This is a genomic window from Rhodoplanes sp., assembly GCF_013377085.1.
Taxonomy (GTDB): Bacteria; Pseudomonadota; Alphaproteobacteria; order Rhizobiales; family Xanthobacteraceae; genus Rhodoplanes.
The window spans coordinates 80,801-105,673 of record NZ_JACAAX010000012.1 but is presented as its reverse complement, the minus strand read 5'-3'; the positions used below and the strand labels follow the sequence as shown (position 1 = coordinate 105,673).

At 69.7% G+C, this 24,873-nt stretch carries 22 protein-coding genes, 1 tRNA gene and 1 riboswitch; of the genes, 12 read left to right on the top strand and 11 right to left on the bottom strand.

The window, feature by feature from the left end; all coding sequences use genetic code 11:
- The first annotated feature begins 81 nt into the window (after positions 1–81).
- Entirely contained in the window at positions 82–414 is a 333-nt protein-coding gene (locus HXX10_RS11190; protein ID WP_296522284.1) for a hypothetical protein, read from the top strand.
- A 131-nt stretch (positions 415–545) separates the two neighbouring features.
- On the opposite strand, the gene HXX10_RS11185 is transcribed toward HXX10_RS11190, so the two are convergent.
- On the bottom strand, positions 546–824 hold the full coding sequence (locus tag HXX10_RS11185) for a hypothetical protein (protein WP_296522283.1): 279 nt from the start codon (positions 822–824) through the stop codon (positions 546–548).
- A gap of 265 nt (positions 825–1,089) precedes the next feature.
- Here HXX10_RS11185 and HXX10_RS11180 point away from each other — a divergent pair, with 265 nt between their 5' ends.
- Together HXX10_RS11180 and HXX10_RS11175 are read left to right on the top strand one after the other, a co-directional pair.
- A complete protein-coding gene (locus tag HXX10_RS11180; RefSeq protein ID WP_296522282.1) occupies positions 1,090–2,049 on the top strand; it encodes a 3-keto-5-aminohexanoate cleavage protein in 960 nt (319 codons plus the stop codon).
- 323 nt (positions 2,050–2,372) lie between these two features.
- The gene (locus tag HXX10_RS11175; RefSeq protein ID WP_296522281.1) at positions 2,373–4,175 is read left to right on the top strand and encodes a potassium/proton antiporter; all 1,803 of its coding nucleotides are present in this window, start codon (positions 2,373–2,375) and stop codon (positions 4,173–4,175) included.
- 205 nt (positions 4,176–4,380) lie between these two features.
- Here HXX10_RS11175 and HXX10_RS11170 read toward each other — a convergent pair whose 3' ends face one another.
- The 3 genes from HXX10_RS11170 to HXX10_RS11160 all read right to left on the bottom strand — a co-directional run bounded on the left by HXX10_RS11170 (position 4,381) and on the right by HXX10_RS11160 (position 10,417).
- A complete protein-coding gene (locus tag HXX10_RS11170) occupies positions 4,381–7,680 on the bottom strand; it encodes an autotransporter outer membrane beta-barrel domain-containing protein (protein WP_296522280.1) in 3,300 nt (1,099 codons plus the stop codon).
- A 114-nt stretch (positions 7,681–7,794) separates the two neighbouring features.
- Complete coding sequence (locus tag HXX10_RS11165) at positions 7,795–9,435, bottom strand: C1 family peptidase (RefSeq protein WP_296522279.1); 1,641 nt, start codon at positions 9,433–9,435, stop codon at positions 7,795–7,797.
- Positions 9,436–9,607: 172 nt separating this feature from the next.
- Positions 9,608–10,417, bottom strand: coding sequence for a CHAD domain-containing protein (locus HXX10_RS11160; protein ID WP_296522278.1), 810 nt, complete (start codon positions 10,415–10,417; stop codon positions 9,608–9,610).
- Positions 10,418–10,642: 225 nt separating this feature from the next.
- On the opposite strand from HXX10_RS11160, the gene HXX10_RS11155 reads away from it, so the two are divergent.
- From HXX10_RS11155 to HXX10_RS11135, 5 genes are all read left to right on the top strand, one after another.
- Positions 10,643–10,719 (top strand) — tRNA-Met (locus HXX10_RS11155).
- 375 nt (positions 10,720–11,094) lie between these two features.
- Positions 11,095–11,730, top strand: a complete 636-nt coding sequence (locus tag HXX10_RS11150; protein ID WP_296522277.1) for an NAD(P)-dependent oxidoreductase — start codon at positions 11,095–11,097, stop codon at positions 11,728–11,730.
- A gap of 23 nt (positions 11,731–11,753) precedes the next feature.
- Positions 11,754–12,164 (top strand): thiol-disulfide oxidoreductase DCC family protein, encoded by a 411-nt coding sequence (locus HXX10_RS11145; RefSeq protein WP_296522276.1) that lies wholly within the window; start codon positions 11,754–11,756, stop codon positions 12,162–12,164.
- Positions 12,165–12,205: 41 nt separating this feature from the next.
- Positions 12,206–12,910, top strand: coding sequence for an SDR family NAD(P)-dependent oxidoreductase (locus HXX10_RS11140; protein ID WP_367141959.1), 705 nt, complete (start codon positions 12,206–12,208; stop codon positions 12,908–12,910).
- A 107-nt stretch (positions 12,911–13,017) separates the two neighbouring features.
- Positions 13,018–14,715 (top strand): formate--tetrahydrofolate ligase, encoded by a 1,698-nt coding sequence (locus tag HXX10_RS11135; RefSeq protein ID WP_296522275.1) that lies wholly within the window; start codon positions 13,018–13,020, stop codon positions 14,713–14,715.
- Positions 14,716–14,760: 45 nt separating this feature from the next.
- Here the strand turns inward: HXX10_RS11135 and HXX10_RS11130 are convergent, their stop codons facing one another.
- The 3 genes from HXX10_RS11130 to HXX10_RS11120 form a co-directional block, all read right to left on the bottom strand.
- Positions 14,761–15,054 carry a type II toxin-antitoxin system RelE/ParE family toxin gene (locus tag HXX10_RS11130; protein ID WP_296522274.1) on the bottom strand — a complete coding sequence of 98 codons (294 nt, stop codon included), beginning with the start codon at positions 15,052–15,054 and terminating at the stop codon, positions 14,761–14,763.
- Complete coding sequence (locus HXX10_RS11125) at positions 15,051–15,278, bottom strand: hypothetical protein (RefSeq protein WP_296522273.1); 228 nt, start codon at positions 15,276–15,278, stop codon at positions 15,051–15,053. Before HXX10_RS11125 ends, HXX10_RS11130 begins: the two co-directional genes overlap by 4 nt.
- Before the next feature lie 145 nt (positions 15,279–15,423).
- Positions 15,424–16,008: an NAD(P)H-dependent oxidoreductase gene (locus tag HXX10_RS11120; protein ID WP_296522272.1), complete on the bottom strand. Its 585-nt coding sequence runs from the start codon at positions 16,006–16,008 to the stop codon at positions 15,424–15,426.
- A 212-nt stretch (positions 16,009–16,220) separates the two neighbouring features.
- On the opposite strand from HXX10_RS11120, the gene bioB reads away from it, so the two are divergent.
- On the top strand, positions 16,221–17,225 hold the full coding sequence (bioB, locus tag HXX10_RS11115) for a biotin synthase BioB (protein WP_296522271.1): 1,005 nt from the start codon (positions 16,221–16,223) through the stop codon (positions 17,223–17,225).
- A 149-nt stretch (positions 17,226–17,374) separates the two neighbouring features.
- Here bioB and HXX10_RS11110 read toward each other — a convergent pair whose 3' ends face one another.
- Together HXX10_RS11110 and crcB are read right to left on the bottom strand one after the other, a co-directional pair.
- On the bottom strand, positions 17,375–17,722 hold the full coding sequence (locus tag HXX10_RS11110) for a DUF190 domain-containing protein (protein WP_296522270.1): 348 nt from the start codon (positions 17,720–17,722) through the stop codon (positions 17,375–17,377).
- A 5-nt stretch (positions 17,723–17,727) separates the two neighbouring features.
- Positions 17,728–18,123 (bottom strand): fluoride efflux transporter CrcB, encoded by a 396-nt coding sequence (gene crcB, locus HXX10_RS11105; RefSeq protein ID WP_296522269.1) that lies wholly within the window; start codon positions 18,121–18,123, stop codon positions 17,728–17,730.
- Between the two features lie 59 nt (positions 18,124–18,182).
- A riboswitch (Fluoride riboswitch) is annotated at positions 18,183–18,257 on the bottom strand.
- A 283-nt stretch (positions 18,258–18,540) separates the two neighbouring features.
- Between crcB and HXX10_RS11100 the strand changes: the two genes are divergently transcribed.
- A complete protein-coding gene (locus tag HXX10_RS11100; RefSeq protein WP_296522268.1) occupies positions 18,541–19,776 on the top strand; it encodes an acyl-CoA dehydrogenase family protein in 1,236 nt (411 codons plus the stop codon).
- A gap of 8 nt (positions 19,777–19,784) precedes the next feature.
- Positions 19,785–20,729 carry a sugar kinase gene (locus HXX10_RS11095; protein ID WP_296522267.1) on the top strand — a complete coding sequence of 315 codons (945 nt, stop codon included), beginning with the start codon at positions 19,785–19,787 and terminating at the stop codon, positions 20,727–20,729.
- 230 nt (positions 20,730–20,959) lie between these two features.
- On the opposite strand, the gene HXX10_RS11090 is transcribed toward HXX10_RS11095, so the two are convergent.
- The gene (locus tag HXX10_RS11090; protein WP_296522266.1) at positions 20,960–22,141 is read right to left on the bottom strand and encodes a pyridoxal phosphate-dependent aminotransferase; all 1,182 of its coding nucleotides are present in this window, start codon (positions 22,139–22,141) and stop codon (positions 20,960–20,962) included.
- 193 nt (positions 22,142–22,334) lie between these two features.
- On the opposite strand from HXX10_RS11090, the gene HXX10_RS11085 reads away from it, so the two are divergent.
- The gene (locus HXX10_RS11085; protein ID WP_296522265.1) at positions 22,335–23,627 is read left to right on the top strand and encodes a hemolysin family protein; all 1,293 of its coding nucleotides are present in this window, start codon (positions 22,335–22,337) and stop codon (positions 23,625–23,627) included.
- Between the two features lie 159 nt (positions 23,628–23,786).
- Here HXX10_RS11085 and HXX10_RS11080 read toward each other — a convergent pair whose 3' ends face one another.
- Entirely contained in the window at positions 23,787–24,686 is a 900-nt protein-coding gene (locus HXX10_RS11080) for a LysR family transcriptional regulator (RefSeq protein WP_296522264.1), read from the bottom strand.
- Between the last annotated feature and the right edge of the window lie 187 nt (positions 24,687–24,873).

The following is a 24,873-nucleotide window of genomic DNA, read 5'->3' as shown; positions in this document are numbered from 1 at the left end:
CCCGGCCGAACCGTCCGGCCGGCACGCGCGTTGCGATAGAGGCACTAGCGACAGACCCCTGTCTCGTTTCGGAACAGGATCATGACGACCAGGCCGATCGACTCCGTGTCCCGTTACGCCGCCATCGCGCGGGGGCCCCGCCGCGTCGAATCGATCGATCGGGACCCCGCCGTCCCGGAACCCGAGGCGACGAGCCGCGCCCTGGTGCTGGTGGTGGCGTCCCGCGACGCGCCGCCGCGGCCGGCCGGTCGCAATATCGCGAGCTTCCTGGCCCAGCTCATCGCCACCAATCGCGGCCTGCCGCAGACCCGCGAGCGCCGCCGCGCCGAGCCCGACGAGGCGCGTGCCGCCTATCGGGCGACCGAGCGGGCTGCGGCCGGCAACGGCCCGGTCAGCCTCGCCCGCTTCGCCTGACGCCTCCGCCGTCAGCCCCGTCGTGACGCAAAAAACCCGCTCGGCAGGGCCGGGCGGGTTTTTTGGGGTGCGCAAGCGTCGGGGGGCGAGGGGACGCCGCGCCACCCACCAGGGGGCGGCTAAAGGGGGGCTTACCAGCCGCAGACCTTCACGGCGCCGATGTAGTGGCCGTAGGGCGTGTAGCGGGGCTCCCAGCGGCAGCCCGGGCCGTAGCCGTAATAGCCGTAGGCCGGCGAGCCGTAGGCGGACGACGCGGCGGCGAGCCCGATGGCGGTGCCGGCGACGATGCCGAAGCCGAGCGCCGGGCCGAACTTCGGCTTGGCGGCGGCTTCGCCCGTGGTGGCGGCGATGGCGCCGGCCATGGTCACGGCGGCGAGCGCAACGGCGGCGATCCTGGACTTGGTCGACATGGTGTCTCTCCTTCGATGAGGCCGCGGCGATCGCCGCGATTGATCATTCGTCGCCCCCCGAAAAAAGCGGGTTCAGCGCGGGTTTCGCCTGTGTGATCCAGCTCACACGACCCTGGTCTCGCCGGCCGAACCATGTAAGCTCGGCCTCGGGGGCGCGCGGCCCACGCAAGAAGACGTCCAAGAACCTGCGGCGCGCCGGCCAGGGAGAAGGGGACCGTTTTGGTCCCGCACGGTCATCGACAACCAAGGAAACGGGGCTCGCAGCATGTCGGCCAGCACCGCGGCCAAGTCCGCGACAAAGAACAAGGTGATCATCTCGTGCGCCATCACGGGCGCGATCCACACGCCGTCGATGTCACCGTATCTGCCGGTGACGCCGGACGAGATCGCCCGCTCGGCGATCGGCGCGGCCGAGGCCGGCGCCGCCATCGTGCACCTGCACGCCCGCAATCCCGAGACCGGGCGGCCGGACCAGTCGCCGGAGGCGTTCGCGAAGTTCCTCCCGACCATCAAGTCGGGCTGCAACGCCATCATCAACATCACGACCGGCGGCTCGCCGACCATGCTGGTCGAGGAGCGGGTGCGGCCTGCGGCGGTGCACAAGCCCGAGCTCGCCAGCCTCAACATGGGGTCGATCAACTTCGCCCTGTTCCCGATGCTCGCCCGCTTCAAGGAGTTCAAGCACGACTGGGAACGGGCCTATCTCGAGGGCACGCGCGACCTGATCTTCCGCAACACCTTCAAGGATATCGAGTTCGTCCTGAAGACCTGCCTCGATAACGGCACCAGGTTCGAATTCGAGTGCTACGACATCGGCCATCTCTACAATCTCGCCCACTTCCTCGACCGCGGCCTGGTGAAGCCGCCGCTGTTCGTGCAGTCGGTGTTCGGCATTTTGGGCGGCATCGGCACGCATCCCGAGGACGTGTTGATGATGCGCCGCACCGCCGACCGCCTGCTCGGGCCCGACACCTATCGGTGGTCGGTGCTCGGGGCCGGGCGGGCCCAGATGCCGATCGCCGCGACGGCCGCCGCGATCGGCGGCAATGTCCGGGTCGGGATCGAGGATTCGCTGTGGATCGGCCCCGGCCAGCTCGCCACGTCGAATGCCGAGCAGGTCACCAAGGTGCGGCAGATCATCGACGGCCTCGGCCTGCAGATCGCCACGCCCGACGAGGCGCGGCAGATTCTCGACCTGAAGGGCGCCGACAAGGTCGGGTTCTGAGGCGCGCCGACATCTCTCCGCCCTCACCCTGAGGTGCCCGGCGTAGCCGGGCCTCGAAGGGCGAGGGCGGCCACCGAAATCGGGCTTGCCCGATTTCGGCAACTCATGATGGAGAGGTCGACGGCAGCCGACCTCTTTCGCGGCCTCATGGTTCGAGACGCGCTCCTTCGGAGCGCGCTTCACCATGAGGGGAGCGTTCGGTGCGGAACCCGCGAGACGCGGCACCGCTTGCGTCTGCCACCCCTCCCTGGTCCTGCCGGGCAATCGCCCGTATCGTGTGCGAATCCCAGTTCGCCCGAAACGTAGAACGTCCTGCAGGCCCGATGGACTCGCTCGATACCGTCAGTCTCTCCATTCTGCTCGGCGCCTTGCTGGTCCTGGCTGGTATCCTGTCGAGCCTGGTGGCGCTGCGGTTCGGCGCGCCGCTGCTGCTGGTCTTCCTTCTGGTCGGCATGGTGGCGGGCGAGGCCGGACCGGGCGGCGTGCGCTTCGACGACGTGCGGCTCGCCTATCTGGTCGGTTCGGTGGCGCTGGCGCTGATTCTGTTCGACGGCGGCCTGCGCACCCGCTTCGGCACCTTCCGCAGCGTGCTGGCGCCGTCGCTGATGCTGGCCAGCGTCGGCGTCTTCATCACGGCGGCCCTGACGGCGCCGGTTGCCGTTCATATCCTCGGGTTGAACTGGATCGAGGCGCTGCTGGTCGGCTCGGTGGTCGCCTCGACGGACGCGGCCGCGGTGTTCTTCCTGCTGCACGGGCGGGGCTTGCGGCTGCGTCCGCGCGTCGCCGCGACCATCGAGATCGAGTCCGGCACCAATGACCCGCTGGCGATCTTCCTCACCATCCTGTTGGTCGAGCTCCTGGTCACGGGCGACCGGCCGTGGCCCGCGATCGTCGCCAGCCTGCTCGGCCAAGGGCTCGGTGGCGCCCTCTTGGGGCTGATCGGTGGCCGCGGCACCGTGCTGGCGCTGAACCGGCTGTCGCTGCCGCAGGGTCTTCACGCGCCGTTCGTGATGACGGTGGCCCTGACGGTGTTCGGCGTCGCCCAGGCCCTGCACGCCTCCGGCTTCCTCGCCGTGTATTTGGCCGGCCTGATCGTCGGCAACCGGCCGACCCGCGCCCACAACACCGTCATCGCGTTCCTGGACGCGGCGACCTGGCTCGCCCAGATCGTCATGTTCGTGCTGCTCGGGCTGCTGGCGTGGCCGGAGCGGCTGCTCGCCAATGCACCGGCCGCGCTCGCCATCGCGGCCATGCTGATGTTCGTCGCCCGCCCGATCGCGGTGTTCGCCTGCCTGGCGCCGTTCCGCTTCTCCTGGCGCGAGCGCGCCTTCATCTCCTGGGTGGGCCTGCGCGGCGCGGTCGGCATCTTCCTCGCCTCGATCCCGCTGCTGGTCGAGCTGCCGCGAGCCGAGCTCTATTTCAACATCGGCTTCGTCGTCGTGCTGGTGTCGCTGTTGGTGCAGGGCTGGACGCTGGGACCGGCGGCCAAGGTCCTGCGCATCGCGCTGCCGCGCAGCGAGCCGGCGCCCCGCCGGGTCGAGCTCGACCTGCCGGGCCAGCTCGAGCAGGAGCTGGTCGGCTATCATGTCGGCGCCAGCAACCCGTTCCTGCGGCGCCGCATCGTGCCGTCCTGGGCGAAGCCCATGCTGGTGGTGCGCGACCAGCGCGTGCTCTCCCCGGCCGAAGCGGGCGCCATCAAGCCGGGCGACCACATCTATCTGCTGGCGCCGCACGGGAAAGCCCATGCGCTCGACCGCTTCTTCGTCGACATGCCGCCGCCGCGCGCGCCTGACCCGCGCCTGCTCGGCGACTTCTTCCTCAGCGCCGATGTGACGCTGGGGGCGCTTGCCGAGATCTACGGGCTGGAGATCGCGCCCGAGCATCGCGACATGACGCTCGCCGAGCATTTCTCGATCCATCTCGGCCATCCGCCGCATCCCGGCGACATTCTGCCGCTCGGCGCCATCGCCCTGGTGGTCAGCGCCGAGGCCAAGGGCCGCGTCACCCAGGTCGGTCTGCGCCTCGCCGAGCATGAGCCGGAGGAGCCGCGGCGCGGGCTGAACCGGCCGCTGGCGCGGTTCTTGGTCCGGCTGCGGGCGATGCTGCGGGCCTTCCTGCAGGGGTGAGCCGCAGGCCTGCGGACGTGAGCCTCACGGTCCCATCCCCGGCCGCGACGGACCGGCCGTGCCCGCTCGACGTGAGCCGCTCGCGCTGTGAGCGCGTTCCGATCGGTGGAAATCGGAACACGCTCCAGATATTTTGATGTGCCGGGTATTTTGATGTGATCGTATTCTCTGCGGCGAACCGGTTCCCGCTTCGCCGGAAATTGCTCTAGAACGCGGCCCGCAGGCGGCCGCTGACCACATGGGCCGTGTAGTCGTGCCCGCCGACCTTCAGGTCGTAGCCGACGGAAGCCTGCAGCCGGTCGGCCATCCAGGCCCCGAGCCCGACCCCGAGCACCCCGAAGTCGCGTCCGGCGCCGCCCGCCGTGGTGGCGAACGGCACCGGGAAGGCTTGGTCGACAAAGGTCGCCGTCAGGTCGCGCTCGGTGTTCAGGAACTCGTGCTGCCAGCTCGCCCGCCATTCAGGCATCAGCAGTCCGAACGAGGTCTTCCAGACCAGCCGGCTGCGCAGACCGAGGCTGCTGCGCAGTGAGTCGGCCCGGTCCTCGCCGACCGTCAGGGCCGCATTGCCGGCCTCGGTGAAGCCGTCGATCTGCACCCGCGTGTACTGGGCGCCGAGCTCGGGGGTGACCAGGACGCGTCCGAGCCGGATGTCGGTGCCGGCGATCCCGTGCAGGGCGACCTGATCGCCCCGGGTGCTGCTGGTGTTGGCGGTGCCGAGCGCCACCCGTGTGGTGTCGTAGTCGTTGCGTCCGTAAAGGGCGGCGCCTTGCACGAACCAGGCCGGCCCGTACCAGCCGCCATAGACGCCGCCGAGCCAGGTGGTGACGGCCCCGGTGCTGCCGAGCTCGTCGAGATTGGCATTGGTGCGGCCGTAGCCGCCGAACACGCCGGCGATGATCTCGGGAGAGAACCGGTAGTCGAGGCCGGCCGTGACGCCCGCCGTTCGGTAGCGGGTCGCCGGCGAGGTCGCGGTGGCACCCTGGCGCGTCGTCGCGGCGCTGCCGTAGACGAAGCCGCCCCACGGCGAGTCGGGCACGGCCGGCGCGGCCTTGACCGGGCCGGGTCCGTAGGCGGCGACGGAATCGAATGTGCCGAAGGCCGGATTCGGCCGCATCGCCGGGCTCGCCGAGGCAAATGCCGTGGCCGCCGACGAGGCGATGCCGAGATCCGCCGCCGTCAGGCCCGGGAGCGAGCGGCTGCTGCTGCCGTCGAACAGCGCCGCGATGGCGTCGAGCCCGCCGATGTCGAACGGCAGCACACCCTGGCGCGCATTGGTGAGGCGCTGGTCGATCGTGTCCGTGGTCTGCTGCGCGATGTCGATGCCGATCGACGCGTAGGCCTGGAGGGTGCGCGGCGTCAGTTGGGCCAGCGCGCCGCCGACGTCGCTGGCGCTCGCCACTTGGTCGATCAGCTTCTGGGTGGTCAGGCTCGCACTCTGGCTGGTCGAGCCGTTGTCGAGCGTCGCCGCGATTCCGCGGGTCGCACCGCTGGTGGCGAAGGAGGAGAACGATTGCGTCAGGCCGGCGAAGGCCTCGAAGCTCGTGTAGAGCGTGCCGCCGATATTGACGGTCTGGCCGGCCAGCAGGGCGGCCTTCTTGGCCTCGCCGAGGCCGACCTTCTGATAGTCGAGTGTGTCGATGCCGGCGCCGCCATTGACCAGCCCGACGATCGTCGATCCCGGCATGATCCGCACGGTGTCGTTGCCGCCTTCCATGTTGATGGCGCGGCCGTTGTTGCCGATGATGGTGCCGTAGTTGATCAGGATGTCCGAACCCTCGCCCATCTGGATCGCCGAGCCGTCGCCGCGGATGAAGCGCGCCGATCCCGTCCCCGTATAGGTGACGCCGTCGAGGGTGCCGACCGACCCTGGATCGGGCGTGCCGTCCTGGCGCAGCACGACCGCATTGGGATCCGGGATGGCGCCGTTGCCGACAATGGTGCCGTAGTTGACGATAGTGTCGTTGTCGGCCGTGGTGCCGAGCTTGTTCTCCAGCCGGATCGCGTAGCCGGCCTGCCCGACGATACTGGCGCCGGCGTAGTTGACGATGGTGGTGGCGGCCGACCCGCTGCGGGAATTGTCGGTGTTGGAATCGTTGTTGACCGTGATGCCGTAGGTCGCGCCCGTGATGGTGCCGTAGTTGCGGACGGTGCCGCCGCCCATCGTGATGCCTTCGCTGTTGTTGAGGCGTCCGCCGGAATCCCAACCCTTCGCGCCGAGGCCCTGGATCAGCCCGTAATTGGTGATGTCCGCCGTGTAGTCGACGTCGATGCCGTCGCCGTCGCCGCGCGCCGAGGTGGTGTCGATGCGGCCCGTGATGGTGCCGTAATTGACGATCGTCGCGGTGCCGCCGGAGCCGACGCCGGCGCCGTCCTGGCCCACGATGGTGGCGCCGGCATAGTTGTAGACCGTCAGGCTGCTGCCGACGTCGGACGTCGTGCCGCTCTTGGCCCCCGAGATCAGGCCGTAATTGTAGATCGTGCCGGTGTGGTTGAGCTGCAGGTCGACGCCGTCGGCGCTCGGCCGGTCGGATGGCACCGCCACGGCGTTGGCGATGATCTGGCCGTAGTTGACCAGCACGAAGTTCTGCCCCGGCCGGATCGCGTCGGCGTCCGCGCTGGTGATGGTGCCGGTCGCGCGGTTGATGATGGTGACGCTCGCGGCGCTCGAGGCGATGTTGTCGAGGTCGATCGCCTGGCCGGCGGCCGAGCCGGTGCCCACCGACCGGATGAGGCCGGCATTGTCGATCGTCACCTGCACGGCGGTCGTCGCCGTGCCGGCCGTGCCGGTGATGCGGACGGTGTCGTCCTGCGACTGGATCGTCCCGGTGACGCCGTTGACCAGCGTGAAGCTGGTGAGCTTGGTCAGGTCGGCGAGATTGACGTTGATGCCGCGGCTCGCTGACGCGGTCGCGTCGATCAGGCCGTTATTGGTGATGCTGACGATGCCACTGCCGGGCCGGATCGCGTCGTTGCCCGTCGCGCGGATCACTCCGGTCGCACCATTGGCGATCGTGATGGTTGCGCGGCCGCTGGCGATCGCGGCGAGGTCGAGGGCCTGCCCGCCATTGGAGGACAGGATCAGGCCGGAATTGTCGATCGTGACGGTGCTTCCGGTGGCGGGGTCGACGTTCACGCGGACCGCGTCGTCCTGCGACTGGATGGCGGCGCCGGCAGCGTTGGTGATGGTGATCGAGCGGAGATTGTTGTTGCTGCCGCCGATATTGACGGCCCGGCCGCCGCTCGCCGTCGACTCGATGGTGCCGGCATTGCTGATCGTGATTCCGGTCGCGGTGGCGACCGTGGACGAGACGGCGGTTCCGTTCACCGAGAGGGCGCCGGTTCCCTGGACGATCAGCCGGTCGCCGTCGACGAGCGTCTTGGCGCTGGTGTTGGTGGTCCCCGCCGGCACGACGATGTCGGCGGCACTTGCCGCCAGCGGCGCGCTCATCGCCGCGACCGCGATCATCAATGACAAGCGGCTGACGCTCGCCAGGAAACGCGACATGACCGACCCCGTCCAACCCGATTAATCCTTGGTTAATCGGTACGAAGGGCGGATGACGGAGCGATGACGCACGCGGGCCGCGAGCGGCGGCGCGCCCGCGTGCTGCAGGCGAGATCAGCGCGACCGCGTCTCCAGGCTGAGCACGGTGGCGGCGAGGTCGCGGCCGGGCGTGGCGCCCGACATCGACGCCGAGGGCTGGTAGATCAGTGCCCGGCGCAGCGCCGAGAGATACTCGCGCTCGGTCTGCCGGGTCGGCAGCTCGCGCGGGAACAGCGGCGCCGCCGACGAGATGGCGATGATCATCTCGCGGCCGAACGGCGCGCTGACGGTCGCTCGGGCCCGCCCGTCGGAACCATCGCCGAACACGAAGCTGCGGCTGCCGTCGGCGGGCTCCGGCGCGTTGCCGCGCGGCTGCACCAGATGCACCAGCGAGCCGTCGACCTGCACATAGGAGACGTAGAGATAGCGCGGCCGGCTCGGCGTCCGCACCGTGATGCGCAGCGGCTCGCCGTCGCGCAGGATACTGCGGCCACCGATGTCGACGGTCGGGCGGTCGCCGACCGTGAGGGCGTCGTCGAGCGTCTGCATCGCCTCGCATTGCGGCCACGGCGCCACCACGACGTCCCCGACCGTGGTGCCGGGCCGGCTCGCCGCCGTGCGGCGGACCGTGTCGAGATCCTCGTTGGAGGCGACAAAGCCGGACAGCACGCCGCCGCCCATCGGATCGCGCCGCAGCGTCACCTTGGCGCAGGGCAGGCGCTGCAGCTCGGGCACCTCCGTCCCGACGATGGCGGGCGTCGGCTGCTGCACCGTCACGGCCGGCGGCGGTGACGGTGGTGGCCGCGGCGGGACATAGGTCGAGACCGGCGGCGGGGGCGACGGCGGCGTCACCGACGGCGGGGGCGGCCGCTGCGGCCGGGCCACGTCCAGAATGCCGGCCTCGCGCACCCGCTGGCGGATGACGTCGTAGCTCACCCAGGCATAGCCGCGGTCGCCCCAGCCATTGCCCCACGAGTTGATCAGCCGGAACGCCTGCCGGCGGTCGTCGTAGCCCGTCACCGCCATGGCGTGCCAGCCGCGCGGGCCCTCGAAGCCGGGCTCGGTGAACACCTGGTCGCCGCGGTGGCGCTGGAAGGCGACGCTGTCGGCGAACGAGATCAGCACCGGGTTGGAAAGCGCGAGCTGGCCCTTGATGTCGTCGAGCCGGGCGAGGTCGATACGGCGATAGCCGCGCACCCGAAAATCCTCTGCCCGCGTCGTCACGTCGGGGCCGGGCGGCGCCGCGCACTGGTCCGTATAGGGATAGGACGCCATCGACGGGGCGCCGCGGCGCAGCACCTCGACATTGCGGACGAAATTGGTGCCGCCGCATTCGTTGGTCGCCCGCGCCAGATGGTAGACATAGGCCGGGCTGGCGATGTTGGTGGACTGGCGGACGTCGCGCCCCTCCGCCGTCGAGACGTAGTAGCTGCGCGCCGCATAGGCGACGGCCCAGGCCGTGCAGGAGGGCAGCCGTCCCTGCCGGCCCGGCGGCGGCATGCTGCCCGCGAGATCCACCGAGACCGGCAGAAAGGCGCGGAACGCCTCGGTGACCGACAGGCTGCGCTTGGTCTGGTCGTCGATGGGAACGTCGCCGGTGGCATAGACGGTGTCGGGCGGATCGGCGGACTGCGCCTGCAGGGTGGCCGGCGACAGGGCGGCAATAGACGCGGCGAGCGCGACGATCACCGAGAAACCTTGTGGGGCTGCGTGCATGCGGCCTGACCCGACGGGCGGCTGACGCCGGACGAGCTCCGGCGGCACCACTCTACTCTGACGGTGATGTGCGGTGGAAGCGGCGTCCGGTTCACGGCGGCGCGAGCAGAACTCCGGTCCGCCTCGGGTTGCTCGGGCTGCGGACTCGGCGGGCGGGGCCGGTGCCGGCCCCTCAGGCGGCGTGGACGCGGTGGTCCCACAGCGCCAGCAGGCGGCGGCGGAAGCTTTTCGGCGAATCGGCGAACAGCCGGCCGGCGAGCCGCTGCGCCACCGCGACATGCTCGGCCCGGCGCGCCTCGATCAGCGGCATCAGCCGCGATCGCCACGGCGACAGGGGCCCGTGTGGCGCCGCGAATCCGGCCAGGATGATCAGGTCCTGGTGGTGGCCGAGCCGGTCGCGCAGCCGCTGCGCCTCGCCGATCCAGAACTCGCCGAAGCGCGGCCACAGCGGCGCGACGATCTCCATCTGGTAGCGGTGGATCACCACGCGCTGGCGAAGCGCGTGCAGCGTCTCGGGCTCGGCGGCCTGCCAGTCGTCCGGAATGGCGGCGCGGGCCCGGCCGTAATGGCCGGCGAGCTCGCCGGCGACGTCGCGGAAATCGAGCCCGCCGATAGGCCAGTATTTCACGCCCTCGGTCGCGGCGGTCAGCAGTCCGTCGATATGGGCGCGTGATTCGGCCGTCAGCGACACCCCCTCGGCATGCGACCGCACCTCGTCGAGCCGGGCCGTCACGGTCGCGACGCTGCGGGCCGAGAGCAGCGGCACCCCCTCGAGCCTGCCGAGATCCGTGAAGGCGTCGAGCGCCGTGCGGGCGTCGCGGGCGCCGGCCAGCAGGCGGGCGAGGTCGCGCGCCTCGTTCCGCAGGCGGCGGCCCTCGTCGCCCAGGAACGGCTCGACGAGCCGCAGATGGGCGCGCCAGCGCTTCATGCCCTTGCGGAAATCGTGAATCGCGGTCGCCTCGTCGAGGCCCGGATCCGTCATGGCCGTGCGGGCTTCGGTCAGCGCTTCCCTGGCGACGCCACGCAGCACATCCGGAACGTGCAGAGCGGGTGGCCGGACGTCCTTTTCGGACTTTTCGGCCGTCAAAGGCGGGATATTCGAAACAATGAGATTCTGTCCCAAGTCGGGCTTCCCATTCGGTGACGCTGTTGCTACATAAGCCGCGCACCGGCGTCGATCGCTTTGTCGTCATCCGGTCGTTCTTGGCGCGGGGTGGAGCAGCCCGGTAGCTCGTCAGGCTCATAACCTGAAGGTCGTAGGTTCAAATCCTACCCCCGCAACCAAGCATTCGCTAATTGATTGCCCGCCGCTCGCGAGAGTTTGGCGGGTTTTTCGTATCGGGGCGCCCCTCCGTGTCGACCGACCGACGACGACCGTCACGTCTGCACCGTAAGGCGTGGATATGACAGAAATTTTGAGGTCGGTCGAAACCCGGTCCACCGGCCCGGTGGCCGGACCGGGCCACTGCCGCCGCCGCTGACGCCATCACACCCGCCGCCCGTGCCCGTCGCTGCGCGCGGACGACCAGCGCAGGCCGGGACGGCGCGGCCGATGGCCGCCCTGAAGGTCCAAGCCGCCCGCACCAGCGTAGCATGGCATGAACCGTCGATCACGGGGGCCGCCTCCGCGGTCGTCGGCGGCCCGTCAGGAGCACCGGCATGGCGCACGTCCTGGTCATCGGAGCCAGCAAGGGAATCGGGCTCGAAACCACGAAGGCCGCGCTCGCGGCCGGTCATCGGGTGCGAGCGCTCGCCCGCTCGGCCGCCGGGATCGGCCTGGCCGATCCCGCGCTGGAGAAGGTCCGCGGCGACGCGCTGAGCAGCCGCGACATCGATGCGGCACTGAGAGGCACGGAGGTCGTGATCCAGGCGCTGGGCATCGCGATGGGCGATCTGTTCCGTCCGGTGACCCTGTTCTCGGACGCCACCCGCATTCTGGTCGGCGCCATGGAACGCCGGGGCGTGAAGCGCCTGATCTGCGTGACCGGTTTCGGGGCGGGCGACAGCCGGGCGAGCATCGGCTGCCTCCAGAGCGTGCCGTTCCGGCTCCTGGTCGGCCGGGCCTATGACGACAAGGACGTGCAGGAACGCCTGATCGAGGCCAGCTCGCTCGACTGGACGATCGCGAGGCCCGGGATCCTGACCAATGGGACACGAACGGGGCGCTACGAGATTCTCGTCGCACCCTCCCAGTGGCGGAACGGACTCGTGTCCCGCGCCGATGTCGCCGACTTTCTGGTTCGACAGATCGAGGATCGGACCCATGTCCGCACGGCGCCCGTGCTGGTGTATTGACGATCCTGTCGCTGGAGAGCCGCGTGCAGCCCGAGACATCCGAATCGATCGTGTATTTCGACGGATCATGCCCGTTGTGCCGGGCCGAGATCGGACACTACCGCCGGCACGACGAGTCCGGTGCGCTCCGCTTCGTCGACGTCTCGCGGGCGGGCGCGGCACTCCCGCCCGGTCTCGGCCGCCAGCAGGCCATGGCCCGGTTCCATGTGCTGGCCGGCGATGGGCGGCTCCTGTCCGGAGCCGAGGCCTTTGCCGCCGTCTGGCGCCGATTGCCGCGATGGCGCTGGGTGGCGCGCGCCGCGGCCCTGCCCGGGGCGATGGCCGCGCTCGAGCTCGGCTATCGTCTGGTCCTGCCGGTCCGGCCGGTCGTCGCCCGGTTCTTTTTGCGGCTTCGGCAATTCGGCGGGCCTGCCGACGGGGCTGGGCGCCGGTGACCGGGCTGGCCCCACCCGCGTCGGCAGCGACCTCCGGCATCGTGCTCCGATCGTTTCCCGCCGGAGGCGTCGCGGTCGTGTTGGGGGCGGGCGGCGGCATCGGACGCGCTCTGGTCGATCGGCTGCGTACCGCCGAGTCTGTCCGGCACGTGATCGGGCTCAGCCGAAGCACCGCGCCCGCCATCGACCTCCTGGACGAGGCGAGCATGGAGCGCGCTGCGGCCTTCGCGGCGGCCGAGGGCGAGATCCGGCTGGTGATCGACGCGACCGGTTTCCTCCACGACGACCGGCAGCAGCCGGAGAAGAGCTGGCGCGACCTCGATGCGGCCGCGCTCGCGCGCACCTTCGCGCTGAACGCCATCGGTCCGGCCCTTGCCATGAAGCATGTGCTGCCGCGGCTGCCGCGAACCGGCAAGGCGGTGTTCGCGACGCTGTCCGCCCGGGTGGGAAGCATCGGCGACAACCGGCTGGGGGGCTGGTACGGCTACCGCGCGTCCAAGGCGGCCCTGAACCAGCTCGTGCGGACAGCGGCCGTCGAGCTGCGCCGGCGCTGGCCCGACGCCGTCTGCGTGTCGCTGCATCCCGGCACGGTGGAGACGCGATTGTCGTCGCCGTTCGGCAAGGCCGGGCTCGACGCCCAGGCCCCCGACATCGCCGCCGGGCGGCTGCTGACGGTCGTCGACGGGCTCGGACCCGAGCAGTCGGGTGGCTTCTTCGATCACCGCGGGGACGTGGTGCCGTGGTGACGGCGGCTCGGGACCGGCCGGCCGACGACGGGCCCGCCGCATTTGGGCTTCGACCCGGGCCGCTTGTCCTGTAGGACTGCTGCGCCAAAAGAGACGCAAGGTCCGGAATGCCCGCCTCCCAGCACGTCGCCCCGAAATCCGACATCGAGATCTCGCAGGACGCTCCCAAGCGTCCCATCCTCGACCTCGCACGGGACAAGCTCGGCATCGCCGCCGACAATCTGGAGCCCTACGGCCGCTACAAGGCCAAGGTGTCGCTCGACTTCGTCGAGACCCTGAAGGACCGGCCGAACGGCCGCCTGGTGCTGGTCTCCGCCATCACGCCGACGCCGGCCGGCGAGGGCAAGACGACCACCACGGTCGGCCTCACCGACGCCCTCGTCCAGATCGGCAAGAAGGCGATGCTGTGCCTGCGCGAGCCGAGTCTCGGCCCCTCCTTCGGCCAGAAGGGCGGGGCGGCCGGCGGCGGCTACGCCCAGGTGGTGCCGATGGAGGACATCAACCTCCATTTCACCGGCGACTTCCACGCCATCGGGGCGGCCCACAACCTGCTGGCCGCCATGATCGACAACCACATCTACTGGGGCAATGCGCTCGGCATCGACTCGCGGCGGGTGACCTGGCGGCGGGTCCTCGACATGAACGACCGGGCGCTGCGCGAGATCGTCTCGTCGCTCGGCGGCGTCGCCAACGGGTTTCCCCGTGAATCCGGATTCGACATCACGGTCGCCTCCGAGGTGATGGCAATCTTCTGCCTCGCCCAAAACCTCACCGACCTGAAGGAACGGCTCGGCGACGCCATCGTCGCCACGACGCGCGAGCGCCAGCCGATCCGGGCCCGCGACCTCGCCGCCAACGGCGCCATGGCGGCGCTCCTCAAGGAGGCGCTCGCCCCCAATCTGGTGCAGACGCTCGAGGGTACGCCGGCCTTCGTGCATGGCGGCCCGTTCGCCAACATCGCGCATGGCTGCAACTCGGTGCTGGCCACCGCGACGGCCCTCAAGCTGGCCGACTGGGTGGTCACCGAGGCCGGCTTCGGCGCCGATCTCGGGGCGGAGAAGTTCATCGACATCAAGTGCCGCAAGACCGGGCTCGCCCCCGACTGCGTCGTGCTGGTGGCGACCATCCGGGCCCTGAAGATGCACGGCGGGGTCCGCAAGGAGGAGCTTCGCGAGGAGAACCTCGGGGCGCTGGAGGAGGGCTTGTCGAACCTCCGCCGCCATGTCGAAAACGTCGAAAAATTCGGGCTGGTGCCGGTGGTCGCGATCAACCGCTTCAGCGCCGACACGGCGGCCGAGATCGCGCTGGTCCAAAAGGCCTGCGCGGCGCTCGGCGTCGAGGCGGTGCTGGCCGACCATTGGGCCGAGGGCGGCAAGGGCGCCGTCGACGTCGCCCGTGCCGTGGTCGAGGCCGCCGAGAGCGGCCGCAGCAAGCTGACGCTGCTCTATCCGGACGACATGCCGCTGATCGAGAAGATCCGCACCGTCGCCCGCGAGATCTACCACGCCAAGGACATCGCGCTGGACGCTCCCGTGGCCGAGCAGCTCGCCGGCTATCAGGCGATGGGCTACGGCAGCCTTCCGGTGTGCATCGCCAAGACGCAGTACAGCTTCTCGACCAATCACGAGATCAAGGGCGCGCCCTCCGGCCACATCGTTCATGTGCGCGAGGTGCGGCTCGCCGCCGGCGCCGGCTTCGTGGTGGCGATCTGCGGGGACGTCATGACGATGCCGGGTCTGCCGCGGGTGCCGGCGGCGACCGCCATCGACGTCACGCCGGACGGGCGGATCACCGGGCTGTTCTGAGGATCGTGTGCGCCGTCATTCTGGTGAATAGGCGCAACCCTCAGCTCAGCCCGAGCCCGGCATGGATGATGGATCACGCGCCCCATGCCGGACAGCGTGAATGATGATCTCGTCGGCGGTCGCTTCGTAAAAGACGAGGTAGGGATAGGGTGGCGTGGTCATGCGCCGGATGACGGGGTCATCCGTGGGCGCGCCGATCTGCGGGTGCAGCAGCAACAGATCGATGATGGTCTGAATGCGCGCCTTGACGCGAAGCGCTCCCTGCGCGGAGTGCTGGTCAATGTCGTCGAGAATCGCTTCGAGGTCGGCGAGGGCCGGGAGGGTGTAGCGGAGTTTCAAAGGCCGTGCATTGTCCAGAGGTTCCGCACTTGGTCATCCGTGGCGAACTCGTCGCGCGCGGCGGCGGCTTTGGAACGCTCGACGGCCGCACGCTCGGCGGCGGATAGCGCAACCGGCGGCTCGACATCGTGCGCGAGCTGAAGCACCACGCGCGCGATGTCGTCTTGCATATCGGGGGGCAGGGCGCGGGCGGCTTCAAGGGCCTGTTCGAGCAACTTGGTCATGCCTTGAAATATAGGGCGGCGCGGCCGACAGGGGAACAAGAAAAGAGCAGCGTGTTCAACCTGTCGTGGTTGCTCCACGCGAGCGGGAGGAGGTGGATGGGCCCGACGAGCCTGGCCATGACGACGTCGAGTCGTCGAAGGCCGGTCAGAGCCGCGCCATGATCCGCCCGACCTTCTCCAGATGGGCGGTGCGCGACGCGTCGGTCGAGACGTTCATGTGGTAATGGGCGTGATACGCGATCTTGGCGCGGCCGCCGGTCAGCACCCGCAGGTAGCGGGTGATCACCTTTCGGGGCGGATCGCCCATCAGGAAGGCGGTCCAGCGCGGCCGGCCATAGGTCGTCACGGCGGCGATCTTCTTCAAATGGGTGAGGGCCGGCTTCACGTTCGCCGGATCGCTGATGTCGAAGGCGACGCCGGGCATCAGGACGCGGTCGAACCAGCCCTTCAGCATCGCCGGCAGGCCGAAGCACCACACCGGGAAGACCAGCACCAGCGCCTCGGCGGCGAGCAGCCGGTCGACGTAGCCTTGGACCGGGGCGCGGTTGACGGACGTGTCGTGGTAATTCAGCCGCTCCTCGCGGCCGAGCACCGGGTTGAAGCCCTCGGCATAGAGGTCGCAGTCGTCGACCGTGTGGCCGGCCTGGCGCAGGCTCGCGACCACCCGGGCATGCACCGCGGCGTTGAAGCTCTCCTCGACCGGATGCGAATAGACCACCAGCACGCGCATGTCCGCTCCCCTCTTGTGCCGCGGCCGCCGCCGATGGCCGGCCCGGCGTCCGCTCCCGGACCGCCGTTTTGCACGATCCGTGCCGCGGTTCCACCGGGGTGGCGCGCCGCCGGAGGCCCCCGTCGCTGCACCGCGGCCGCCGCCCCTGCAGGGCCGGCATCCGGACGAGCCCTCTTGCATTTCGCCGGTCTCCTGGCCATGGTCCCGCCATCATGGATGACCGCACCCGCCTCGCTTCCGAGCCCGCCCGTGCGCCGCTGCCGCAAGCGGCCACGATCCGCCACGACTGGACGCGCGAGGACATCCGCGCGCTGTTCGATCTGCCGTTCCCCGAGCTGATCTTCCTGGCGCAGCGCGTCCATCGCGAGCGCTTCGATCCGCGCGAGGTGCAGATCTCGACGCTGCTGTCGGTGAAGACCGGCGGCTGCTCGGAGGACTGCGGCTACTGTCCGCAGAGCGCCCACCACCACGAGGCGGGCGTCAAGGCCGGCAAGCTGATGGAGGTCGACGCCGTTCTGGCCGAGGCCAAGGCCGCCAAGGACGCCGGCGCCAGCCGCTTCTGCATGGGCGCCGCCTGGCGCAGCCCGAAGGATCGCGACCTCGACGACATCTGCGCCATGGTCGAAGGGGTGCGCGAGCTCGGGCTCGAGACCTGCATGACGCTCGGCATGCTGACCAAGGACCAGGCGCACCGCCTGAAGGACTCCGGTCTCGACTACTACAATCACAATCTCGACACCTCGCCGGAGTTCTACGGCAACATCATCACGACCCGGACCTACCAGGACCGGCTCGACACGCTCTCGCATGTGCGCGAGGCGGGCATCAATGTGTGCTGCGGCGGCATCGTCGGCATGGGCGAGACGCGCGAGGACCGGGTCGGCATGGTCCACTCGCTGGCGACCCTGCCGGAGCATCCCGAGTCGGTGCCGATCAATCTGCTGGTGCAGGTCGAGGGGACGCCGCTGGCGAAGGTCGTCCCGGTCGACGGGCTCGAGTTCGTGCGCACCATCGCGGTGGCGCGCATCACCATGCCGGCCTCGATGGTCCGCCTGTCGGCGGGCCGCGAGGAGATGAGCGACGAGATGCAGGCGCTGTGCTTCGTCGCCGGCGCCAACTCGATCTTCTACGGCACCAAGCTGCTGACCACGCCGAACCCCGAGCCCGACCGCGACATGCTGCTGCTGCACAAGCTCGGCATGACGCCGATGAAGTGAGGGGCGGGGCGCTCCAGGCGCCCATGTCTCTCTCCTCATGGTGAGGAGCGCTCCGCAGGAGCGCGTCTCGAACCATGTGGCCACGATAGTGGCCGCCCCCGCCCTTCGAGACGCGCCTTCGGCGCTCCTCAGGACGAGGGCGGAGGATCTCACTCCGCCCCGTTGCGGGTGGCGCCGTATTGCAGGACCTGCACTTTTTCCAGCGTGACCAGGCCCGACGACATCATGGCGTCGAGCGCCGGCAGGAAGGCGTCGATCCGCTCCGGCGAGTCGACAATCTCGATCACCAGCGGCAGGTCGGCGGAGAGGCGCAGGATCTTGGTCGTGTGCAGGTGGCTCGAATGGCCGAAGCCGAGCGGGCCGCGCAGCACGGTGGCGCCGGCGAGCTTCATCTCGCGGGCCTTCAGAACGATCGCCTCGTAGAGCGGCTTGCGCTCGAACTTGTCGTCCTCGCCGACGAAGATGCGCAGCAGGACGGCGTCGCGCGGGAGTTTCATGGCGGTCACACCCATCGCATCGCGTTGAACATGGCCGCGAGAGCGGCGCCCGCCCACACGGCGACCAGGCACAATACCACCGAACCGATCGCATTGCCGCCGGCTTGCAGCCATTCGCCGTCGCGCATCAATTCGAGCGTCTGGATGCTGAAGGACGAGAAGGTCGTGTAGCCGCCGCAGATGCCGATCATGACGAACTGGCGCACCGGCGTGCCGACCAGCAGGCGGCCGTCCGGCCCGGTGAGGATGGCGAAGAAGCCGATCACGAAGGAGCCGACCACGTTGACGGTCAAGGTGCCCCAGGGAAAGGTCTCGCCGACCAGGCGCGCGACGACGCCAGAGCACCAGAACCGCGCCACCCCACCCAGCGCGCTGCCGATCGCAATCCAGAGATAAGCCATCCTCGTCATCCCGAACAAAGCCGCCGCGTCGCGGTTCGGGACGGATTCCCGCCGCTCGACACGCGGCAGGAGTCATCAGCCTTTCGGGTTCGACCGACGAGGCAGTTTCGGGGGACTCCATCCCCATCGCGGAAAATCTAGCGGCAACAGCGCCGACCGGTCAACGGCCGTGGACGCCACCGGGGCATGCCCGACATGCGAGCCTCAGCCGCTCGATGGCCCGTCCGCCGGCCCTGTCCCCCCGAGAACCTGCGCCCGCAGGAGGCCTGCCGACAGGCCGTCCGGCGGCGTCCGCGTCGGGGCCGCGACAGTCGTGCCGGGCCGGGTCGCCCGATCCGGTGCGCGGCCTTGCCGCTTTTGCGGGCTGCCCCGGGCCTCTATGCTGCCTGTCATAAAAACCGGAACGAACGAGGAAACATGGCCCACACGCATCTCTCCGAGGAGCAGCGCCTGATGCGCGCCTCCTGCCGCGCCTTCGTCGACGACGTCGTGATCCCGTTCATCCGCCGCGAGTGGCAGCGCGAATGGGACATGCGCCCCGATGGGCGGCTGCCGCCGGAGATTCTCGAAGGCGCCGAGGCGGTCGGCATCCGCACGCTCGGCGTGCCCGAGCAGCATGGCGGCATCGAGCTCGATCCGGCGAGCGAGGTTTCGACCTTCGCGCTGATCGCCGAGGAGGTCGCCCGCGGCGACTCCGGCCTCGCCGACAAGCTGGTGCAGAACTGGAAGGTCGCGGTGCTGTTGCGTAACGTCGCGCCGGAGCATCTGCAGAAGAAGTGGTTCGGCCGCCTGCTGGAGGATCCGCAGTTCCTCCTCGCCCACTGCCTCACCGAGCCGCGCGGCGCCTCCGACCGCTGGCTGCCCTACAACGTGCCCGAGGCCGCCATGCAGACCCGCGCCGTGCGGAAAAACGGCGGCTGGGTGATCAACGGCCGCAAGCAGTTCATCTCGAACGGCTACGATGCCGGCCTCTATGTCGTCTATGCCAACACCAATCCGGCCGTCGGCATGCTCGCCGGCACGTCGAGCTATCTGGTGCCGCGCGACACGCCCGGCCTGACGGTCGCCCGCTGCAACGAGACCATGGGCTGCCGTTTCATGAACAACGGCGAGCTGGTGTTCGAGGACATGTGGCTGCCCGACGATCACCTCCTGGTCGAGAACGACTCGCTCGGCCGCGCCGGCATCTATTTCCGTCCCGGCAAGATCATCCAGGCGGCCAAGAATCTCGGCGTCGGCATGCGGGCCTTCGAGGTCACGGCCGACTATGTGCAGAACTACGTGCAGGGCGGGCGCATCCTGATCAAGCATCAGGCGGTGGCGCTGCGGATCGCCGACATGGCGACACGGCTCGAGGCCGTGCGGGCGCTGCTCGATCGCGCCGCGCGCGCCGTCGACGACAAGGATCCGGACGCCGACGCGTTGTGCAACATGGCCAAGGTCTATGCCTCGGAGGAGATCTTCAAGGTCGCCCAGCACGCGCTCGAGCTGCACGGCGGCAACGGCGTGATGCTCGATTTCGGCGTCGAGAAGCTGTTCCGCGACGCCGCCATCTTCTTGCACATGGACGCCACCGTCGACATCTCCAAGATGAAGATCGTCAAGGCGCTGTTTCCCCACACGGCCGGCCGCTACGCCGGCCCTGAAAGCTGAGTGTCGCGATGAGTCAGAATCGCACCCGCGTCGTCACGGTCGGCGAGGTCATGATCGAGCTGGCGCGCGGTGCGGACGGGCGCTTCGCGCTGTCCTGCGGCGGCGACACGTTCTCCACCGCCATCTATCTGGCGCGCGCCGGCGTGCCGGTCGCGCATGCGACCGCGCTCGGCGACGACATCTACTCGGACCAGATCGTCTCGCTCGCGACGGCCGAGGGCGTCGGCGGCGACCTGGTGCTGCGCGTGCCGGGCCGGCTGCCGGGCCTCTATCTGGCCGACTCGGGCGCCAATTCCGCGCCGCTGTTCCACTACTGGCGCGACTCCGCCCCGGCGCGGTCCCTGTTCGAGCTGCCCGACTGGGCCCGCATCGCCGAGGGCCTGCTCGGCGCCCGGATGGTCTATTTCTCCGGCATCACACTGTCGCTCTACAGCAACGAGGGACTCGGGCGGTTCCTGGCGATCGTCGAGCTGGCGCGCCAGCAGGGCGCCATGGTCGCCTTCGACGGCAATTTCCGCCCGCGCGGCTGGACCGGCGATGTCGGGCGCATCCGTGCCGTGTTCATGGAGGCGCTCAAGCGCGTCGACATCGCGCTGCCGAGCTTCGACGACGAGGCGCTCTTGTGGGGCGATCCGAGCCCGGAGGTGACGATCGAGCGCCTGCAGGCCTTCGGCATCCGCGAGATCGTGGTGAAGAACGGGCCCAAGGGCGCCGTGCTGGCCGCTGCCGGCCAGCAGCATCCGGCCCAGCAGCATGCCCATGTGCCGGTGCCCGAGGTGGTGGTGCCGGTCGACGCGACCGCGGCGGGCGACGGCTTCAACGCCGGCTATCTCGCCGCTCGGCTCGCCGGCCAGTCGCCGCTCGACGCGGCCGGCGCCGCGCACCGCCTCGCCGCCCAGGTGATCCGCCACCGCGGCGCCATCATGCCGCGCGCCGAGGGCGCGGTGCATTGATGGGTTCTGCGCCCGCTTGCGGGCGTGGCTCACCCCCCTCCCTGGCCCTCCCCCACAAGGGGGGAGGGAACGCGAGAAGCGCGGGCCGTGATGGTGCGGACTTGTTTGAAACCGCGGCGTCGGTTGTGTTCTGCCGCCGCGACAGGCCGCAGTGTGCTCCCTCCCCCCTTGTGGGGGAGGGTCGGGGAGGGGGGTGGTCGCACGGCAATGAGTGTGTTGGTTGTCGACCCTCACGCCGCCTTGCGGTTGGCCAAAAACTCGCCCATGCGGCCGAGCGCCTTGACGATGTTCTCGGTCGAGTTGGCGTAGGAGAGGCGGATATAGCCTTCGCCCAGTACGCCGAAGTCGGGGCCGCCGATGACGGCGACGCCGGCCTCGTCGAGCAGCGCCGCGGCGAGCGGCTTCGCCTTCCAGCCGGTCGCCTTGATGTTCGGATAGGCGTAGAAGGCGCCCTTCGGCGTCGCGCAGGAGACGCCCGGCAGCCGGTTGAGGCCCTCGACCACCACCTTCCGGCGGCGGTCGAACTCGGCGACCATCGCCTCGGCCTCGTCCTGCGGTCCGGTCAAGGCGGCGATGCCGGCATATTGCGCGGCGGCGTTGACGCAGGAATGCAGGTTCACGGCGAGCTTTCGCGCGTTGTCGTAGAGTTTCCCCGGCCACACGGCGTAGCCGAGTCGCCAGCCCGTCATGGCGTAGGTCTTCGACCAGCCGTTGAGCAGGATCACCCGGTCGCGGATCTCGGGATACGACAACAGGCACACGTGCTGCTCGCCGTCGTAGAGCATGTGGTCGTAGATCTCGTCCGACATCACGGCGACCTTGGGCCATTTTGCCAGGCCGGCGACCAGCTTGTCGATTTCGGCCTTCGGCGTGACGCCGCCGGTCGGGTTGGCGGGCGAGTTGAGGATCAGCAGGCGGGTGCGCGGCGTGATCAGGCTCAGCGTCTCCTCGGCCGAGAAGGCGAAGCCGTTCTCCTCGCGGATCGGCACCGGCACGGGCCGCGCACCGGTGAACTCGATCATCGAGCGATAGATCGGGAAGCCCGGATCCGGATACAGGATGTCGATGCCGGGCTCGCCGAACATCAGGATCGACATGAACATGGTGGGCTTGCCGCCCGGCATGATCATCACCTCGGCCGGCGACACGCCGACGCCGTAGCGTTTGGCGAGGTCGGCGGCGACCGCCTCGCGCAACGGCAGGATGCCGATCGCCGGCGTGTAGCCGTGGGCGCCGTCGCGCAGCGCCTGCACGGCCGCCTCGACGATGTGGCCGGGCGTGCGAAAATCCGGCTGGCCGATGCCGAGATTGATGATGTCGCGGCCCTTCGCCGCGAGCTCGGTCGCCCGGGCCAGCACGGCGAACGCGTTCTCCTCACCGATACGGTCGAAGCTCGCGACGGTCTCGAGCATCATTCTCTCCTGTCGATGGTCGTTGGGGCGCTCTTTACGCGGGGACGTGACGCGGGGGCGTGGCGTGGGCGGGTAGGGTCGACTCGGTCTGCGCGTCATCGTGGCGGGATTCGCTGCGAAAGATCAAACCGCGCATGCGTGCTACGAAACCCTGGGCATTTGCTTTCCGCCATCGGGGCTCTACCTTACGGACATGGACGTACTCGTCGAGATTGCGGTTCTGATCGCGCTGTTCGCCCTCAACGGCTTCTTCGCCATGGCCGAGCTCGCGGTGGTGTCGTCGCGACGAATCCGCCTGCAGCAGATGGCCGACGAGGGGCATCCGGGGGCCGCCCAGGCGCTCGCGCTGGCCGACAATCCGGGCCAGCTCCTCTCTGCCGTGCAGGTCGGCATCACGCTGATCGGGATTCTCTCGGGCGCCTTCGGCGGCGCCACGCTCGGCCAGCGTCTCGGCCCGCTGCTGGACGAGATCCCCCATGTCGACCCCTACGGCAACCAGCTCGCCGTGGTGCTCGTGGTGGTCGCCATCACGGCGGTGTCGGTTGTGATGGGCGAGCTGGTGCCGAAGCAGGTCGCGCTGTCGGCGCCCGAGATCATCGCGTCCCGCATGGCGCGGCCGCTCGACCTCCTCTCCCGGGTGTTCCGCCCGTTCGTGTGGATTCTCGAGCGCTCGTCCACCGGGCTGCTCCGCCTGCTCGGCGTGCCGGCGCGGTCGGCCGCGTCGGTCACCGAGGAGGAGGTGCGCTTCACCATCGCGGAGGGCACCGAGGCCGGCGTCATCGCGAAGGTCGAGCAGCAGATGATCCACGGCGTGCTGGCGCTGGCCGACCGGCCCGTGGTCGCCGAGATGACGCCGCGGCCCGACGTCTACTGGATCGACCTCGACGACGAGCCCGCCCAGATCGCCCGCGAGGTGGCCGAGTGCCCGTATTCGCGCCTGGTGGTCGCCCGTGGCGGCGATCTCGGCCGGCCGCTCGGGGTGATGCAGAAGAAGGATCTGGTCGAGGATCTGATCGCCGGCAAGGGACTGCACCTCGAGCCGCATCTGCGCGAGCCCGTCTATGTCCCGGAGAATGTCAGCGTGCTGCGCATGCTGGAGATGTTCCGGAAGGTGTCGCTGCACGTCGCCTTCGTGGTCGACGAGTACGGCGACTTTCTCGGCATCATCACGCTCACCGACGTGCTCTCGGCGATCGCCGGCGACCTGCCGGAAGAGCACGAGCCGATGCCGGAGGACATCACGCCGCGGGCGGACGGCACCTTCCTGGTCGACGGCCGGGTGCCGATCGACGAGCTGGCGTTGAAGTTCGGCCTGCCGGCGCCGGGCGCCGAGTTCCACACCGCCGCAGGCCTCGCGCTCGAGCGGCTCGCCCGCATCCCGGTCGAGGGCGACACGTTCGCGGTGGGGGACTGGCGTGTCGAGGTGATCGACATGGACGGCCGCCGCATCGACAAGCTCCTGTTCACGCCGCCGACCAAGGCCTGATGGCACGGATTCGTCCCCTTCGTCATGCCCCGCGCAGGCGGGGCACCCAGTACGCCCTGAGATGTCGTGGAAACCCGAGACCTTCAGTGATTACCGGATCGTCCGCCGTCGCGGACGATGACGACCGAGAGTGGGGTGGGCGCCTCGGCCTCACAATGTTCACCTCTCCATCTTGCTCATGGCGGCGATGCAGGCATCGAGGAACGTCAGCGAGGCGGGCGGCAGGGTACGACCCTTCTTCTTGACGATGGTGATCGGCCGCACGAAGGCCGGATCGTCGATTGCCCGGGCGCGCAAGCCGCGTTCCACCCGGATCTCGCGGGCCGAGCGCGGCAGCACGGTCAGGCCGAGCCCGGCCCGCACCATCGCCACGGCCGACATCATATAGGTGACCTCGCAGGCCAGCGTCGGCGTGTGGCCGATCTCCAGCAGGGCGGCGTCGACCATGTCGCGCAGGCTGGTGCCCGGGTTGGTGAGGACGAGCGGCAGCTCGACGAGGTCGCGCACGCCGATCCGCCGCCGGCGGCCGATCGGATGCGAGGCCGGAAACACCAGGCAGAGCTGGTCGGTGCTCTGGTGCAGCACGTCGAGCTCGGCGTCGGCGACGCCGCCGCCCGTCAGCCCGAGATCGACCTCCTCGCTGCGCACCATGGCGACCACGTGGCTCGCGATCGCGTCGCGCACCACGAAGGCGAGGGCGGGATTGTCGCGCCGGCACGCCATGATCACCTGCGGCAGCAGCGACGCCGCGAAGCTCGGCAGCGCCGCGATCCGCACGGTGCCGAGCCGGCCGGCGCCGACCTCGCGGATGTCGGTGAGCGCCGCGTCGAAGTCGCCCAGCAGCCGCTGGAACACCGGCAGCAGGTCGCGCCCCGTCCGGGTCAGGTCGACGGTTCGGTTGCTGCGGTCGAGCAGGCGGCTCCCCAGCGCCGATTCGAGATTGCGGATCTGGACCGTCAGGGCCGGCTGGGACAGGTGCAGCAGCGTGGCGGCCCGTGTGAAGCTGCGGTGCTGCGCCACGGCCAGGAAAGAACGAACCTGCCGTAGACTGACGTCCATATAGAAAAACTATCACTACTATCCAACTATTTCAATTGTTTTATGAACGCCGGCACGTCATGCAGGTTGCGGCGCCTTCTGGCGCGGGCCGGCCACCGGCAGGTCCCCGAGCAGTCGGGCCGCCGCCCCGCCCGCGACCGTGCTCCGGGCGGCCCGAACCAAGACGTCTTCGCGCCCGCTGAACCCT

What these genes read in the sequence shown, in the direction of transcription:
- HXX10_RS11190 (WP_296522284.1), top strand. Translation starts at nt 82, where the DNA reads ATGACGACCAGGCCGATCGACTCCGTGTCCCGTTACGCCGCCATCGCG.
- HXX10_RS11185 (WP_296522283.1), bottom strand. Translation starts at nt 824, where the DNA reads ATGTCGACCAAGTCCAGGATCGCCGCCGTTGCGCTCGCCGCCGTGACC.
- HXX10_RS11180 (WP_296522282.1), top strand. Translation starts at nt 1,090, where the DNA reads ATGTCGGCCAGCACCGCGGCCAAGTCCGCGACAAAGAACAAGGTGATC.
- HXX10_RS11175 (WP_296522281.1), top strand. Translation starts at nt 2,373, where the DNA reads ATGGACTCGCTCGATACCGTCAGTCTCTCCATTCTGCTCGGCGCCTTG.
- HXX10_RS11170 (WP_296522280.1), bottom strand. Translation starts at nt 7,680, where the DNA reads ATGTCGCGTTTCCTGGCGAGCGTCAGCCGCTTGTCATTGATGATCGCG.
- HXX10_RS11165 (WP_296522279.1), bottom strand. Translation starts at nt 9,435, where the DNA reads ATGCACGCAGCCCCACAAGGTTTCTCGGTGATCGTCGCGCTCGCCGCG.
- HXX10_RS11160 (WP_296522278.1), bottom strand. Translation starts at nt 10,417, where the DNA reads ATGACGGATCCGGGCCTCGACGAGGCGACCGCGATTCACGATTTCCGC.
- HXX10_RS11150 (WP_296522277.1), top strand. Translation starts at nt 11,095, where the DNA reads ATGGCGCACGTCCTGGTCATCGGAGCCAGCAAGGGAATCGGGCTCGAA.
- HXX10_RS11135 (WP_296522275.1), top strand. Translation starts at nt 13,018, where the DNA reads ATGCCCGCCTCCCAGCACGTCGCCCCGAAATCCGACATCGAGATCTCG.
- HXX10_RS11125 (WP_296522273.1), bottom strand. Translation starts at nt 15,278, where the DNA reads ATGACCAAGTTGCTCGAACAGGCCCTTGAAGCCGCCCGCGCCCTGCCC.
- HXX10_RS11120 (WP_296522272.1), bottom strand. Translation starts at nt 16,008, where the DNA reads ATGCGCGTGCTGGTGGTCTATTCGCATCCGGTCGAGGAGAGCTTCAAC.
- bioB (WP_296522271.1), top strand. Translation starts at nt 16,221, where the DNA reads ATGGATGACCGCACCCGCCTCGCTTCCGAGCCCGCCCGTGCGCCGCTG.
- HXX10_RS11110 (WP_296522270.1), bottom strand. Translation starts at nt 17,722, where the DNA reads ATGAAACTCCCGCGCGACGCCGTCCTGCTGCGCATCTTCGTCGGCGAG.
- crcB (WP_296522269.1), bottom strand. Translation starts at nt 18,123, where the DNA reads ATGGCTTATCTCTGGATTGCGATCGGCAGCGCGCTGGGTGGGGTGGCG.
- HXX10_RS11100 (WP_296522268.1), top strand. Translation starts at nt 18,541, where the DNA reads ATGGCCCACACGCATCTCTCCGAGGAGCAGCGCCTGATGCGCGCCTCC.
- HXX10_RS11095 (WP_296522267.1), top strand. Translation starts at nt 19,785, where the DNA reads ATGAGTCAGAATCGCACCCGCGTCGTCACGGTCGGCGAGGTCATGATC.
- HXX10_RS11090 (WP_296522266.1), bottom strand. Translation starts at nt 22,141, where the DNA reads ATGCTCGAGACCGTCGCGAGCTTCGACCGTATCGGTGAGGAGAACGCG.
- HXX10_RS11085 (WP_296522265.1), top strand. Translation starts at nt 22,335, where the DNA reads ATGGACGTACTCGTCGAGATTGCGGTTCTGATCGCGCTGTTCGCCCTC.
- HXX10_RS11080 (WP_296522264.1), bottom strand. Translation starts at nt 24,686, where the DNA reads ATGGACGTCAGTCTACGGCAGGTTCGTTCTTTCCTGGCCGTGGCGCAG.